Origin of the sequence: Pseudomonas sp. HD6515 (assembly GCF_024971855.1) — a bacterium.
Taxonomy (GTDB): domain Bacteria; phylum Pseudomonadota; class Gammaproteobacteria; order Pseudomonadales; family Pseudomonadaceae; genus Aquipseudomonas; species Aquipseudomonas alloputida.
Genome location: NZ_CP079827.1, coordinates 5,574,140 through 5,589,876 on the forward strand (window position 1 = coordinate 5,574,140; position 15,737 = coordinate 5,589,876).

Sequence of the window (15,737 nt, forward strand, 5' to 3'; positions counted from 1 at the left end):
GTACATGGCCGCGACCGGCAATTCATGACAAAACCGACAGTTTGGTGTTGCCGTCTTCACAGACGCGCCCGCCCCCACAGTCAGTCTGCTGTGACCAGCTTTGCCTGCCCCAAGTTCGCCAGGCGAATGCTGTCTTGTGCTTGCTGGATCTCACCCTGGCTGCCGATCGGCCCCAGGCGCACGCGGTGCAGGGTCTGCTGGTTACGCACGATCGAGCTGATGAACACGGGTGCATTGACCATGGTGCTGAGCTTGGCGCGCAGCAACTCGGCAGCGTCCGGGTTGGCGAACGCGCCTACCTGCAAGAAACTGCCACCGCTACCGCCGGGCACGTTATTGCCACCCACCTGCACCGGTACCACGGGCGCGGCGTGCTGCTGTGGCGGCGGGGTCCATTGCTCGACACGCCCGGTACTGGCCGGTATTGCCTGGGTCTGCGCCACTTGCGGCTCTTTCAGCACCATAGGTGGGGTCTGGCCACGCTGGGCCCACCACTGCTGCGGGTCGATGCCCTCGACGCGCACGTGCGCGGTACCGATCTCGGCATAACCGAGCTTTTTTGCCGCAGCGTAGGACAAATCGATGATGCGGTCGGAATAGAACGGGCCACGGTCGTTGACCCGCAGGATCACGCTGCGGTTATTGGCGAGGTTGGTCACCTTGACGTAGGCCGGCAGAGGCAGGGTCTTGTGAGCCGCGCTCATGCCATACAGGTCGTACAGTTCGCCATTGGCGGTGTTCTGCCCATGGAACTTGGTGCCGTACCACGACGCCGTACCCTCGGCGCGGTAGTTGCGCGAGTCCTGCATCGGGTAGTAGGTCTTGCCAAGCACCGTGTAGGGGTTGGCCTTGTAGTTACCGGTGTGCACGGTCGGGGTGGCATCGGGGATCTTGTTCACATCCACGTCCCACCACGGTGCGCCGTCCTTGTGCGCCCGGTTGATGTCCAGGCCCGGCTGGCTGCGCACGACGTTACCACTGCTTTTCGGGGCCGGCCGGTTGGAAGAGCAGCTGGCCAGCGCCACACCGACGGCGAGGCAGGTGAGCAGCTTGAAAGCGTTGCCAGAGATGATTGCGCGCATTACTTGACGCCCCGTACTTGAACCAGCTGTTCCGCAAGCTGATGTACCGCCATGGCATACATCACGCTGCGGTTGTAGCGAGTGATCGCGTAGAAGTTCTTCAGGCCCATCCAGTACTCGGGGCCGCTCTCGCCCTCGAGACGGAAGGCGGTAACCGGCAGATCATCGCGCAGCGAATCATGAACCGACCAGCCAAGCGTACGCAACTCCCCTACCGTTTTCACCGGCTCGATGCCGGTGGTCAGGCCCTCGTCGGCGCGCATGCCTTCCACCCAGGCGCGGCTGACCACACCCTCGCCGGCCACCCAGCCGTGGCGCTTGAAGTAGCTGGCCACACTGCCGATGGCATCGTCAGGGTTGTTCCAGATATTGATGTGGCCGTCCCCGTCGAAGTCCACCGCGTAGTTGCGGAAGCTGCTTGGCATGAACTGCGGCAGCCCCATGGCGCCAGCGTACGAGCCCTTGAGCGTCAAGGGGTCGAGCTGCTCATCCCGGGCCAGCAGCAGGAACTCACGCAGCTCCTTGCGGAAGAACTCGGCCCGTGGCGGGTAGTCGAAGCCCAGCGTCGACAGGGCGTCGATCACCCGGTAGTTGCCGGTATTGCGGCCAAAAAAGGTTTCCACGCCGATGATTGCGACAATGTACTGCGCAGGTACGCCGTACTCCTGCTCGGCACGTGCCAACACAGCCTCGTGCTGACGCCAGAAATCCACACCGCGAGCGATACGTGCATCGGTGATGAACATCGGCCGATAGTCCTTCCACGGTTTGACCCGCTCGGCCGGGCGCGATATGGCGTCGAGGATCGACTGCTTGCGCTGTACCTCACGGAACACACCCATCAGTTGCTCAGGCGCAAAACCATAGTCGCGGCTCATTTCGCCAACGAACGCGGCTACCTGGGGCGAGCCGTCGTATTCGCCGGCATGGGCCAGCTGTACAGCGCCGAACAGGCCCACCGCACCGATCCAAGGCGCACAACGGGCAGCCCAGTTACGCACTGCTTGCATGAAATTGTTCACCTTATTCAAACCTGCGCGATCCATTTGCGGTGCGTATGGATCGACATCAAAACGCCAAACGCTGACAGCAGCGTCACCAACGATGTTCCGCCATAGCTGATGAAAGGTAGCGGCACGCCCACCACGGGCAGAAGGCCACTTACCATTCCGATATTGACGAACACGTATACAAAAAAAGTCATGGTCAGGCTGCCCGCAAGCAGCTTGCCGAACAGGGTCTGCGCCTGGGCGGTGATCACCAGACCACGGCCGATCAGCAGCAGGTAGACAATCAGCAGCAGGCAGATGCCAACCAGGCCGAACTCCTCGCCGAGCACGGCGATGATGAAGTCGGTGTGGCTTTCCGGCAAAAAGTCCAGGTGCGACTGCGTGCCAAGCAGCCAGCCTTTGCCAAACACCCCGCCCGAGCCGATCGCCGCCTTGGACTGGATGATGTTCCAACCGGTGCCCAACGGGTCGCTTTCAGGGTCGAGGAAGGTCAATACCCGCTGCTTCTGGTAGTCGTGCATGACGAAGAACCACATGGCCACCGCGACGGGCACGGCTGCCGCCAGCACGCTGAGGATCCAGCGCCAGCGCAAGCCGCCCATGAACAGCACGAAGGCACCGGAGGCCAGGATCAGCAGCGCAGTCCCCAGGTCGGGCTGACGTACGATCAGCATGAACGGCACGCCGATCAGCACCAGGCTGATCGCCACGTGCTTCAAATGGGGCGGCAAGGTGCGCTTGGACAGGTACCAGGCGATGGTCGCCGGCATGATGATCTTCATGAATTCCGAGGGCTGGAAGCGGATCACCCCCGGAATGTTGATCCAGCGCGTGGCACCCATGGCGTTGTGGCCCATCACGTCCACCACTACCAGCAACAGCACCCCGGCCAGGTAGGCCAGCGGCACCCAACGCGCCATGAAGCGCGGCTCCAGCTGGGCGATGACGAACATCGACACCAGACCGATGCCAAACGAGGTGGCTTGCTTGAGCAGCAGGTCCCAGTTCTTGCCACTGGCCGAATACAGTACGAACAGGCTGCCGGCCGCAAGGGTCAGCAGAATGATCAGCAAGGGGCCGTCGATATGAATGCGTTGCAGAAAGCTCGCACGCCGACGCATCACATCCTCGCTGGAGAGCATGCGATCGAAATTGTTCATCACAGGGCCGATTCCTGGGTAACGGTGGCGGGCGCGAACTCGGGTTTGAGCCGGCCGTTTTCGTCGAGCAGCCAGGCGTCCATGATCTGGCGAACCACCGGAGCGGCGACACCCGAGCCGGACTCACCGTTCTCGACCATCACCGAAACCACGATTTTCGGGGCTTCGGCTGGGGCAAAAGCGACGAACAAGGCATGGTCGCGGTGGCGCTCCTGGAGTTTGTTGCGGTCATACTTCTCGCCCTGCTTGATCGCCACCACCTGGGCGGTGCCGCTCTTGCCGGCAATGCGGTACTGGGCACCGGCTGCTGCCTTGCGCGCGGTACCGCGGGCGTTGTGCATCACCTGTTCCATGCCATGGGTGACCTTGGCCCAGTCGGACTTGTCACGCAGCACGATGTCTTCCATGGGGTTGTCGTCCACCGGCGGCAGGCCTTCGATGGTCTTGGCCAGGTGTGGGCGGTTCCACACACCTTTGTTGGCGATCAATGCAGTGGCCTGGGCCAGCTGCAGCGGCGTGGCCTGCATGTAACCCTGGCCGATGCCGAGAATCAGGGTTTCGCCGGGGAACCAGGCCTGGCGTCGGGTGGCACGCTTCCATTCGCGCGACGGCATCAACCCGGCAGACTCCTCGAACATATCGAGGGATACCCGCTGGCCGATACCGAACTTGTTCATGTAGCTGGACAACCGATCGATGCCCATCTTGTGCGCAAGGTCATAGAAGTAGGTGTCGTTCGAGCGCATGATGGCGGTGTCCAGGTCGACCCAGCCATCACCGGAGCGGTTCCAGTTACGGTATTTATGGTCGTAGTTGGGCAACTGGTAGTAGCCAGGGTCGAACACCCTGCTGCTGGCATTCACGACGCCACTGTCCAGACCGGCAATAGCCACCGCCGGCTTGATGGTCGACCCCGGCGGGTACAGGCCACGCAGCACGCGGTTGAACAGCGGCCGATCGATCGAATCGCGCAATTCGGCATAGGCCTTGAAGCTGATGCCGGTGACGAACAGGTTGGGGTCGAAGCTAGGCTGACTCACCATCGCCAGTACCTCGCCGGTGCGCGGGTCGAGCGCAACCACTGCACCACGCCGGCCTCCCAGGGCGGCTTCAGCGGCCTCCTGCAGCTTGATGTCCAGGCTCAGCACAATGTCCTTGCCCGGCTTCGGGTCGGTGCGCTTGAGCACCCGCAGCACACGGCCACGGGCGTTGGTCTCGACTTCCTCGTAACCCACCTGACCGTGCAGGGCGGCCTCGTAGAAGCGCTCGATGCCGGTCTTGCCGATATGGTGGGTACCGCTGTAGTTCACCGGGTCGAGCGTTTTCAGCTCTTTCTCGTTGATCCGCCCTACATAACCCACCGAATGGGCAAAATGCGCACCCTGCGGGTAATGCCGCACCAGCTGGGCCACCACCTCGACACCCGGCAGGCGGAACTGGTTTACCGCCACGCGGGCAATCTGCTCTTCGTTGAGCTCGAACAGGATTGGCACCGGCTCGAATGGCCGGCGGCCTTGGCGCATGCGCTTCTCGAACAGGGCACGGTCGTCAGCGGTGAGCTCAAGCACTTCGACGATGGTATCCAGCACTTCCTGCCAGTTACCCGCACGTTCGCGGGTCATCGACAGGCTGAAGCTGGGCCGGTTGTCGGCAACGATCACCCCGTTGCGGTCGAAGATCAACCCGCGGGTCGGCGGGATCGGCTGCACATGCACCCGGTTGTTCTCCGACAGCGTGGAGTGGTAGTCGTACTGGATGATCTGCAGGTAGTACAGCCGTGCGATCAACACGCACACAAGCAGCATGATCGCGACTGCGCCGACCACGACGCGGTTGCGCACCAGGCGGGCGTCTTTCTCGTGGTCCTTGAGACGGATCGGCTGCGACATCGGACTGCTTACAGGCTCATTTGTGGTAAGGGTGCCCGGACAACACGGTCCAGGCGCGGTAGATCTGCTCGCCGATGAGTATCCTTACCAACGGGTGCGGCAACGTCAGCGGCGACAGCGACCAACGTTGCTCGGCGCGCGCGCAAACCTCAGGCGCCAGGCCCTCCGGGCCGCCCACCATCAAATTCACCGTGCGCGCATCCAGGCGCCAGCGGTCCAGCTCGGTGGCCAGCTGTTCGGTACTCCAGGGCTTGCCATGGACCTCGAGGGTGACAATGCGTTCCCCAGGCTGCACCTTGCTCAGCATGGCTTCGCCCTCCTGACGGATCAGGCGGGCGACGTCGGCATTCTTGCCACGGGTATTCAGCGGGATTTCCACCAGCTCCAGCGACAGCTCGGCGGGCAGGCGCTTGGCATATTCATGCCAGCCTTCCTCGACCCACTTCGGCATGCGCGAGCCGACCGCAATCAGGCGCAGACGCACAGCGCTTTCCTTATTCGCGGTCTTTGAGCTTGTCGGAGTACTCGTGGGCATGGTCCGGGCTGTGGTGCTTGCCATCGGCGGCACGGCTTTGCTCGGCACCCTGCCACAGGCGCTCAAGGTCGTAGAACTGGCGGGCAGCGGCGGTCATCATGTGCACGATGACGTCGTTCAGGTCCAGCAGCACCCAGTCGCTGTCGCCCTTGCCTTCTTCACCCAGTGGCTGGGCGCCTTTGGCCTTGACGGCTTCACGGACCTTTTCGGCCATCGCATTGATCTGGCGGTTGGAGGTACCGGTGGCAATGATCATGTAGTCGGTCAGGCTGTGCTTGTCGCGCACGTCGATGACCTGGATGTCCTGGGCCTTGACGTCTTCCAGCGCTGCCTTGGTCACTGCGACCAGTTCTTCGCCGTAAATTTTCTGCTTGGTCATATAAAACTCGTTCAACTCGTTGGATGAGGCGCCAGAGGCACCGTCAGTTGGGCGCACGATACAGTTCGTGCGCCTCGATATAGGCCAGTACGGCGTCCGGCACCAGGAACCTCACCGATTTGCCGCTGGCCAGCAGCTGTCGGATCTGTGTAGCCGACACCGCAAGCGGCGTCTGCCAGACGAACGAAATATTTCCCGCCGGGCCGGACATGGCGGTGGGATCGCTCTCCGAGCGCGCAGCCAACAGGTTGCGCAACTCGTCAGGGGGTTCTACGTCGGCATCCGGACGTTGCAGTACCAGGATGTGACAGTGTTGCAGCAATTCTTCCCAGCGATGCCAGGCGGGCAGACCACAGAAGGCATCCCAACCCAGCACCAGGAACAGCTGGTCGTGGCCGGACAGCTCGGCGCGGATCGATTCCAGCGTATCGATGGTGTACGACGGCTTGTCACGTTCCAGCTCGCGGGCATCGACGCTCAGGCAAGCGACGCCCTGCACCGCTTCACGGACCATGGCCAGGCGATCCTGCGCGGCCACCTGTGGCGTGTCGCGGTGCGGCGGCCGGGCATTGGGCAACAGGCGTAGCTCATCCAGCCCCATGAACTCGGCCACTTCCAGCGCGCTGCGCAAGTGGCCGATATGCACGGGGTCGAAGGTACCACCTAGAATGCCGATACGCCGGACTGCCTGGGCCTTGCTCAACTCAGCAGGACCCCTGGCCGCGCAACTGGCCATCGCCGATCACCACGTACTTCTCGCAGGTCAGGCCTTCCAGGCCGACAGGGCCGCGGGCATGCAGCTTGTCGGTGGAAATACCGATTTCCGCACCCAGGCCGTACTCGAAGCCGTCGGCAAAGCAGGTCGGGGTGTTGAGCATGACCGACGCCGAATCGACCTCAGCCATGAACTGACGGGCTTCACCCTGGTGTTCGCTGATGATCGAGTCGGTGTGGTGCGAGCCATAGTGGTTGATGTGCTCGATGGCCTGGTTCAGGCCGTCGACCACGCGAATCGACAGGATCGCATCGAGGTATTCCGTGTGCCAGTCGGCTTCGGTGGCCGGTTTGGCGCTGATGATAGCCTGGGTACGCTCGCAACCGCGCAGCTCCACGCCCTTCTCCACGAAGCGGCGGGCCATTTCTGGCAGGAAGCGCTCAGCCACTTGTTGGTCGACCAGCAGCGTTTCCATGGCACCGCAGATGCCGTAGCGGTAGGTCTTGGCGTTGAAAGCCACATTCCAGGCCTTGTCCAGGTCGGCATGCTGGCTGACATAGATGTGGCAGATGCCGTCCAGGTGCTTGATCACCGGCACGCGGGCATCGCGGCTGATGCGCTCGATCAGGCCACGGCCTCCGCGCGGTACGATGACATCGACGAATTCCGGCATGCTGATCAGCGCGCCCACCGCTTCGCGGTCGGTGGTTTCGACCACCTGCACCACCGCCGCCGGCAGGCCGGCTTCGGCCAGGCCACGCTGAATGCAGGTGGCAATGGCGCGATTGGAGTGGATGGCTTCGGAACCGCCACGCAGGATGGTTGCATTGCCCGACTTGAGGCACAGGCTGGCGGCATCAATGGTCACGTTCGGGCGCGATTCATAGATGATCCCGATCACCCCCAGCGGGGTACGCATCTTGCCTACCTGAATGCCCGATGGGCGGTAGCTCATGTCGCGAATGGCACCGACCGGGTCCGGCAGGCTGGCCACCTGGCGCAAGCCGGTGATCATGCCGTCGATACGCGCCGGGGTCAGCGCCAGACGGTCGAGCAGTGCGGGCTCCAGGCCACTGGCGCGGCCGGCGGCCAGGTCCAGCTCGTTGGCAGCGGTGAGCTCGGCACGAGCAGCGTCCAGCGCGTCGGCGGCGGCTTGCAGGGCGCGGTTCTTCTGCGCGGTGCTGGCACGGCCAATCACCCGGGAAGCCTCACGGGCAGCGCGACCCAGGCGGGTCATATAGTCAAGAACGGACTCAGTCATGGGTTCGGTGTCTTGGCGAAGGGGAAATCGGCTGATTATAACTGCCGCGCAGGTGTACGCCCAGCGGCGGGTGGCGGATGGTCGAAAATGGATGGGGCAATGTGTAGGAAAGATGTAACCGGGGTTATCGAGATTTCCATCGCCTGTTGCGGCCCTTTCGCGGGCACGCCCGCTCCCACAGGGATTTCACAAGGCCTGGGCCTATGCACCACCAGTGGGAGCGGGCATGCCCGCGAAAGGGCCGGCACTGCCAACATCACCCTCCAATTCAGCCTCGATTAAGCCATTCATTGCTATCATCCCCGCCTCTCCAGCCACGAACTGCCCCGCATGCCAGCCCTGCCCGACAGCTTTTTCGACCGCGACGCCCAGACCCTGGCCAAGGCCCTGCTGGGCAAGGTCATCCGTCACCGCCACGGCGACCTGTGGCTGGCCGCGCGGATCATCGAGACCGAGGCCTACTACCTTTCCGACAAAGGTAGCCACGCTTCGCTCGGCTACACCGAAAAACGCAAGGCGCTGTTCCTGGATGGGGGGCATATCTACATGTACTACGCCCGCGGCGGCGACTCGCTGAACTTCAGCGCCCACGGGCCGGGCAACGCGGTGCTGATCAAGTCTGTCGTATAATACCTGTAACGCCAAGGCTCACAGGTATCAAGCAATGCCGCGTCTAATCTCATACGTTCGTATGTCCACAAGCGAGCAGTTAAAGGGGTTTTCGCTGGAACGTCAGCGAAACCTGATTGCAGATTTTGCCCGAAAAAATGGGCTGTCGCTTGAAGATAGTCATATTCTTGAAGACATTGGACGTTCATCGTTTTCAGATGATACAGAGCAAAAAGAACTTACAAAATTCTTTGAAGACCTTGGAAATGATAAATTTCAAAAAGGTGATGTTTTTGCATTAGAAAATATTGATCGTCTTACACGTCGTGGTCCAATTGACGCTTTAATGAAGGTTAATCAAATAATTTCAAAGGGTTTGAAATTAGCGATTATCAGTGATAAAGAACAACGTATCCTTGAAGAAATTGACGTTTTTTCAATTATCACATTGTCTATTGACGCATCCCGTGCAAATAAAGAAAGTCAAGTTAAGTCAGATAAGGGATTACAGAATTGGGCTTTTAAGCGTGAGCTTGCTGCTACTCATAAAATTGCTATGACAGCCCAAGCACCAGCTTGGATTGATACAGAAACCTATTACATAATGGACGAAACAAAGAACAAGCAAGTAAAGCGTCGTCGTTATGTTTTGAATGAAGATCGAGCCAAAACGGTAAAACTGATTTTTGAACTATTCCAAAATGGTAATGGTTCATTGAAGATCAAGAATATTCTCAATGAACAAAATATCCCAACATTTAAAGGCATTGAATATTGGGAACCTTCTACCATCTCAAAGATAATTCGAAATCCAGCAACATATGGAATGTATCAACCAAAGAAACAAAACACCGGAAAACGTGACTTGGTGGCCATTGGTGAACCAATTGAAAACTATTTCCCAGCAGTGATAGGCAAAGAAGTTTTTGACCAGTGCCAACAGATTACAGCCACCAACACCACCAGAAAAGGACGTAGAGGTAAACTATTCACAAACCTTTTCACAGGTTTATTGAAGTGTGCCGATTGTGATGGTCCTATTCATTTGCTTAACCCCGGCATTGATAAACGTGCAAAAAACCCAAAACCCGTAAACTACTTGATTTGTAAAAAAGGTAAGTTTACCAAAGAGTGTATTACCAAAAGACTTCGCTATGAAGATTTTGAGAATGCAATGCTCAAAGCTATTCAAGAAATCAATCTTGCAGATGTTTTGCATGAAAATAATCCTCTTGAAAATCTAATCAAAAAACAAAGAAATCTACAAGCGGATATTGATAAAAAGAAAAAACTACTTGAAAACTTTGAAAGGAATTTTGTGGAAAACGATGGTGACTTACCATCGTTTATGATTGCACAAGCTAAACAAGCAGAAATTGACATTAAAGCTCTTGATATTGAAATCAAGTCAACTCAGTTTGAAATATCGCAATTGAATGTCTACAACTCAAACATAGACAATGCTATTGATGAATTAAAAACCAATGGCACCTATGAGGCACGTTCAAAAATCAATCTCATACTGCATGAAATAATTAAATATATTGTCATTGATTTTGAACTTGATGATTATGGTGTGATGTTTAAAAATGGTGCCAAAAGATTTATCAATAATGGCATTGTTCAAAATGTGTTCAGGACAGAAAGTAATAAACAACGTGATGATGAAATCAACGAGATTTTGAACCATAAGATTTGATTTGCCATCTGCTTTTTATTTCCAGAATTCAGCCACCTTCTTAGGTGGCTTTTTTATGCGTGCTATACGTTGCTATACGTTGCTATACACTTTCATTCTTTGTTATCTGGCTTATTGAAAGCTATACAACTTGAAAACATTTTAATATATGTTAACTTGATATTAGTAGTTCGAAAACATTACAGGCGAGCAATGTAAATGTATAGCAAGTTCACTTCGTTCACTTACTAACATTTACGCTCGATTTTTCGCACTACGTTTGAAAAATGTATAGCAATCAATATGGAGGATTGTATGAATAACAAAGTTAGAAAAAGTAATCAGTTGAATTTTAGACTTCCACAGGAAGATATTTTACTGCTCGAAAAGCAGAGAGCTACATTGAAAATGACTCAGGTAAAATTCATTTCTCACATTATAAATAATGGAGTAAATGAAATCATAGAAGTAAGCAGCCCAAAGTTAAGAGAGGATATAGTCACCATTGAAAAAATATTCAGCCAGATTGGCAACAATCTTAATCAAATAGCAGCAGCGTTGAATTCAGGGAAGCAACCAAGCCAAGACGTTTTAGATGTTCTGACTAAATTAGATAAGAACATGGGCTTATTGACGCAAAGACTTAACAGTTTGAAAAAGGAGAAAATAACAATCAAAGGCGATATATGATAAGGAAAAGATTGAGCACCCAGAAAAGCAGGTCAGGAGTATATAAAGCTTCTAAATACTTCCACAAAGATGATGGATGTGTATTGTTCGAAAGCAACATTTACACACCTATGAACTCATCTAAAAGACAAATTGCGAATGCCATTGCAACATCAATCGAAAATGATGTTGCTGTTAGAACAAAGGGCAGAAAGCAATCAGTTAGAAGTCAGCACGACATGGTCAGCTTTCACACCAATGATAACGTTACTACTGAACAAGCGAAGCAGATTGTAAAAGAACTATATGAAAAGACGCACAATCTATCAAACAGAAAGTATGCGTTAGGCGTTCATGTTGATACAGATGAGGTTCATGTTCATATTGTGTGGTCTTTAAAAGACTTCAATGGCAAGTGTTATAACGTCAGCAATGACTACCGAGTTATTGAAAGAGAATGCGAAAAGCTCGAACAAAAATATAATTTGATAGTTCCAGAAAATCGAATTTCAAGAGATATGGACGAACTCGACAAGATAAAAGACTTAACACTAGAAGAAAAGAAAAACATCATCAGTAAAAAATATAAAGACAAACATCCGCCATCCAATGAAAGAATGCTTGAAGTCCGAGGCATAATTTCGAACAAGCAACAGATGAAAGACGCCTTAAACGTTTACATTAATAGCTCTTCAAGCCCTTCCGATTTTATCAGCAGGATAACCGAGAATGGGTTTAATATCATTCACAATGGTAAATCATCTTTCTCCATTCAATATGAAGACCAGATATTCAAAGCTTCCGAGCTTAGCTTGTCTTACAAAACACTTAAAGTCAAATTAGGTGATGATACTGGCTTTGAGCAGACTTTGAAAAATAAGCACAACATTAAGAAATACGAAGATTGTTCTATTGCTTCAAATGAAGCAACCCCCGACTACATGAAAAAGATTAACCCGAAATCAGTGCTTGCCACGAAGTTCAAGTTTATTCAGCATAGTGACAAGGTTGAATATTTCTATAATTCAGCCAGTAGCAAAAAATCATTCGAGTATTACAAAGACCCGTCAAAGGTTTCATTCCATGATTTATCAAGACAGTCAGCAAAGGCTGGCATTCAAAGGCTTGTTGCTGACGCTAAACCACCACAATCATTCACAGTGAATGGCCCTGATTTCTTTAAGAAAAACATATGGCTTGAATTTCAATTGATGGGATTGGAAGCCAAAGGGTTCAAGCTCGAAGGTTACAAACCTACCCCAGCAGATTTAGAAGAGTTGAAGAAAATTCAAGAGCAATATGCTTCGATGAATAAGAAGCCAGATCCTAAACCAAAAGCTCCTACGGTGGCCGTAGAGCCACCTAAACCAGTTGAGCCTGTCGTGCCTACACCCGTTGAGAACGCACCAGAGAAGGCCACAGAACCAACAAGTCAGGTGGATCAGCACAAGGTGGCAGCCAGCAATGATGATTTGATTGATGACTTGATGAAAGAGTTTGAGCCAGCCACCCCTACACCAGTCGCACAAGCTCATAAGGAAGCCATAGAACCGTCAAAATCAACCGAGCCTGTCGTAGATGACCTTTACACACCGATGGCACCAGAGCCGCTTGCAGAGCCTGAAAACCATAAGGTCGATGGCGACTATTCAACATATTCGAATGATGAAATTGTTGAAGAATTTGAATGGTTGCAATCGAGACTAACGAAAAGCTTATTTCCGGGCAGCAGCACGCGAGACATTGCGGGGCATAGAGAAATGGACAACATTCCAGACAATCGTAATGGCATAAAAACTGGCGAGGTTAAGCGACAATATGAATTTAGGCAGAAGCTTTATAATCTATTTGATGAAATTAAAGAAAGAGACCCGTCAGCCGCAAAACAGCTTGAACAAGCTTTTAAAGCACAGATGGCAAACAAAAGAGTGGTTACGTTTGACTTAAAGCCGCAGTTAAACAAATAGCCCTATCAGGGCTTTTATTTGTTTTGGAAATTTCTAATCCCTACATGCAGCATAACGTCCTTTTGAAAGTCTCGACCACTACTCACGTTCAAATATTCTTTCATGCAATCATTTAAAAAGCGAGACAAAGGGAACTTGTGCTCCTTCGCGACCGCCTTGAATTGATTGAGTGTTTCGGCGTCTAATATAATAGTGCAGGATTTTAAATTGGCTTTTGCTTTTGGCTTTCTCATAATGCTCCTTTTCTTATATGTATATATTCATTAGAGCACAAATAAAAGCAAAGTCAAATAAATACATATATTTATCATCATAAATACGGGCACAAAAAACAGCGTTAGCTGGCTGGCAGAATTCAGGTGGATTACACCTTTAAGCAGTTGTCCCAATATTGATATGGTACTTTACTTTGGTCTACTAAGGCTTTAAATTCGCCGTCAACGGTATCATAAAACAAGTCGCACTCGCTGTTATTGTGTATACTTCTAATATCCTCATACATACCATCTAGACCAAGTTTCTTAATAAACCTTAAGACTTCTTTCTTGCCGCTGGCCACTCGTATTAATTTCATGTTTATTGTTCTCCAGTTCGTTGGTTACAATATAACATGCTATTGATTTAAATCAATAGATAAATATATATTTATTAGGCGGCTGCCGCATCAAACGATGAAGCATCTACTATCTTGCAAGTTGATTTGATATCAATTACTTCGTTCGTCCCCAAATCAATTATGTATTTGCCAATTAGGCTTTTGCTAAATACATTGCCCAGCAAATCATCTTTCATGATTTGTATTTCATTGAAGACCCTCATTATTTTGAGCTTTCCATTAACAAACATCGAGAAGCCTATAAAGTCGTTTTTCTCAACAAACATAAATGCTTTATCAAGGGTTTCATTTTTGCCTTTAAAAAATGGTTTTCTTTTTAGTTCTCTCCATAGCGATAACGTGTTATTAACACCGAACATTGCATATCTACGCACACCCCACAATGCTTGGACTGCTCTAACTTTCTTGTGATTTGAGATTTCCAGCTTATCTATATTTAGAACGCCGTCTTTTAATTCAAAGTCCATGTTGAATGATTTTGTTAGATACTTCATTACGTATGATGTAGCCTTGCTTTTCTTTGTGTCAATTTCTTCAATTCTCACAGCGTTTTCCGAGTGTCTAAAATGTTTGTTAATTAAGATTGCTAATTCGTCATAATGCTTCTTATTAACATACATTAAAGCGTGCTTGTGAAAGCATTGGTCTTTGTGTGGTTCGACTGCCCAGAAACCATTCATCTCAATTTTATACCTATGGATGTCTTTTCTAAAAGCATTCCATAAGCCTTTCAAGTAATCATTACTTTCTTTTGGAGTTGAACCATCCCAAGAACTCACCCCATTTGAAGGCTTTGGGTGAAATCTAGCGGGTGCAGTGAACGTGATGAAAAGTGGCTTGTAATCAAGTTGCTTGGCATAGGCGTCTAATGATGTAACTTGAATATATATCTCAGCAAATCTTTGTTTTTCAGTACTTACTACTTTTGATAGCGGGATTTTTCTATGGTCTGCATAAACAACGTATTTGCTCAATATGTATTCATATTGTTTTTGCTCGTCAGCTTCTCTATTGCGAACAACCTCATCACTACAAATTTCATATGCTTGACCTGCACCAATCAAACCTGAGTGCAGCTTTGAAAGTTCGCTTCGTTGCTTTTGTATCCTTTTTATTTGCGATTTGAGCTTTTTCTCATCAGTAATATTGATTAGCTTGTCTTTTGTTGTTGACCCTTTGATATCTTTTATTTTGATGCCGTAGCCGATATTCCAATTATGATTTATATGTGAGAGCACGTTTTCGCCGCAATCGTCATTTTTGAGATTTCTTTTCTTTATAATTAGGTTTTCTTGAATTTTCTTGAAAACGAACGTGATATTCTTGACGATTTCGTCCAAGTCGCCAGTAAGTGCATACTTGTTTTGTATCTTCCAGCATTTATATTCGTCGCACGATGCAACCCAAGTGATTTTTTGTTTAAGGTTTCGTATTTCTTTGACTAAGGCTTCATGCTTTCTTTCTGATGAATTATTTAACTTGTTTTCATAATATTCTTTCGAGGTCAGTTTCTTTTCGATAGCTCGCTCAAAAATATACTGTCTTTCGCATTCTGCAAAGAAGAATTCAGGTGTAAGATTTTCAAGAATTATTGTTTGTGGAAGAAATATCATGCGAGCCTTTTTTGTTTACTTACTAATACTAATATCACGCCATATTAGATTGTCAAATAAATACATAGTTTTTATTAATCGAATTTAAGAGATGCTAGTTTTTTCAAAATCAGAAACGGTCAGAAAACCTTGTAAAATCAGCTTGCGACACTTATTTAAGAGTTATCCAAGGAGAGCAAAATCAAAATCAAAAGCAAAAAAAAACCAGCATTTTGCTGGTTTGTTTAAATTATTTCTGTTTGGGTTATGTGATATGCAGCAACGAAATGCGTTAAAAATTTCGTTCCGTTTCGTGTTCCACCCCTTCCACTAACAACATAAGCAATAGGCTTGGCATTAGCCTTTACTTTTCTATTATTTAATCTCCAATATCCCGCAGTATCAATATCTTGCGGCTTCACATTAAAAAGCAAACCTTTTTGTCTTTCGTAAAATTTCAGTTGTGGATTATCCTGCATCAATCTCTCTTTTTCATTTATCAATCTGTCAATTACTGCTTTTCTTCTCATATTGTTATATATATATTGCCTTGCTATCAATATAGCATTTTTTTA

At 50.9% G+C, this 15,737-nt stretch carries 13 protein-coding genes and 1 pseudogene; 4 read left to right on the forward strand and 10 right to left on the reverse strand.

The annotated features are described in order from the left end of the window. Positions 1–80 precede the first annotated feature (80 nt). Genes KW568_RS25710 through KW568_RS25745 form a run of 8 tightly spaced genes read right to left on the reverse strand, consistent with a single transcriptional unit; the run spans position 81 to position 8,031 of the window. Positions 81–1,082, reverse strand: coding sequence for a septal ring lytic transglycosylase RlpA family protein (locus KW568_RS25710; protein WP_003249731.1), 1,002 nt, complete (start codon positions 1,080–1,082; stop codon positions 81–83). Next, a complete protein-coding gene (gene mltB / locus KW568_RS25715) occupies positions 1,082–2,092 on the reverse strand; it encodes a lytic murein transglycosylase B (RefSeq protein WP_003249729.1) in 1,011 nt (336 codons plus the stop codon). Before mltB ends, KW568_RS25710 begins: the two co-directional genes overlap by 1 nt. Before the next feature lie 17 nt (positions 2,093–2,109). Then, positions 2,110–3,213: a rod shape-determining protein RodA gene (gene rodA / locus KW568_RS25720; protein ID WP_003249727.1), complete on the reverse strand. Its 1,104-nt coding sequence runs from the start codon at positions 3,211–3,213 to the stop codon at positions 2,110–2,112. Between the two features lie 38 nt (positions 3,214–3,251). Next, positions 3,252–5,141, reverse strand: coding sequence for a penicillin-binding protein 2 (mrdA, locus tag KW568_RS25725; RefSeq protein ID WP_003249725.1), 1,890 nt, complete (start codon positions 5,139–5,141; stop codon positions 3,252–3,254). A 16-nt stretch (positions 5,142–5,157) separates the two neighbouring features. After that, positions 5,158–5,625 (reverse strand): 23S rRNA (pseudouridine(1915)-N(3))-methyltransferase RlmH, encoded by a 468-nt coding sequence (gene rlmH, locus KW568_RS25730; protein WP_003249722.1) that lies wholly within the window; start codon positions 5,623–5,625, stop codon positions 5,158–5,160. A gap of 10 nt (positions 5,626–5,635) precedes the next feature. Continuing rightward, positions 5,636–6,055 carry a ribosome silencing factor gene (rsfS, locus tag KW568_RS25735; protein WP_003249719.1) on the reverse strand — a complete coding sequence of 140 codons (420 nt, stop codon included), beginning with the start codon at positions 6,053–6,055 and terminating at the stop codon, positions 5,636–5,638. A 43-nt stretch (positions 6,056–6,098) separates the two neighbouring features. Further along, on the reverse strand, positions 6,099–6,791 hold the full coding sequence (nadD, locus tag KW568_RS25740; protein WP_010955423.1) for a nicotinate-nucleotide adenylyltransferase: 693 nt from the start codon (positions 6,789–6,791) through the stop codon (positions 6,099–6,101). Next, positions 6,760–8,031, reverse strand: a complete 1,272-nt coding sequence (locus KW568_RS25745) for a glutamate-5-semialdehyde dehydrogenase (RefSeq protein WP_004576854.1) — start codon at positions 8,029–8,031, stop codon at positions 6,760–6,762. The genes nadD and KW568_RS25745 overlap by 32 nt, the downstream gene beginning before the upstream one ends. A gap of 330 nt (positions 8,032–8,361) precedes the next feature. On the opposite strand from KW568_RS25745, the pseudogene KW568_RS25750 reads away from it, so the two are divergent. From KW568_RS25750 to KW568_RS25765, 4 genes and pseudogenes are all read left to right on the forward strand, one after another. Next, positions 8,362–8,652, forward strand: a pseudogene (locus tag KW568_RS25750) (DNA-3-methyladenine glycosylase); the annotation flags it as partial. 43 nt (positions 8,653–8,695) lie between these two features. Then, positions 8,696–10,339 (forward strand): recombinase family protein, encoded by a 1,644-nt coding sequence (locus KW568_RS25755; protein WP_079390327.1) that lies wholly within the window; start codon positions 8,696–8,698, stop codon positions 10,337–10,339. A gap of 294 nt (positions 10,340–10,633) precedes the next feature. Beyond that, a complete protein-coding gene (mobC, locus tag KW568_RS25760; protein ID WP_207385569.1) occupies positions 10,634–11,008 on the forward strand; it encodes a plasmid mobilization relaxosome protein MobC in 375 nt (124 codons plus the stop codon). An 11-nt stretch (positions 11,009–11,019) separates the two neighbouring features. After that, entirely contained in the window at positions 11,020–12,954 is a 1,935-nt protein-coding gene (locus tag KW568_RS25765) for a relaxase/mobilization nuclease domain-containing protein (protein WP_161791718.1), read from the forward strand. Between the two features lie 648 nt (positions 12,955–13,602). Here KW568_RS25765 and KW568_RS25770 read toward each other — a convergent pair. Beyond that, positions 13,603–15,183 (reverse strand): replication endonuclease, encoded by a 1,581-nt coding sequence (locus KW568_RS25770; RefSeq protein ID WP_259537172.1) that lies wholly within the window; start codon positions 15,181–15,183, stop codon positions 13,603–13,605. Between the two features lie 224 nt (positions 15,184–15,407). After that, a complete protein-coding gene (locus tag KW568_RS25775) occupies positions 15,408–15,641 on the reverse strand; it encodes a hypothetical protein (RefSeq protein ID WP_131727727.1) in 234 nt (77 codons plus the stop codon). Positions 15,642–15,737: the final 96 nt, after the last annotated feature.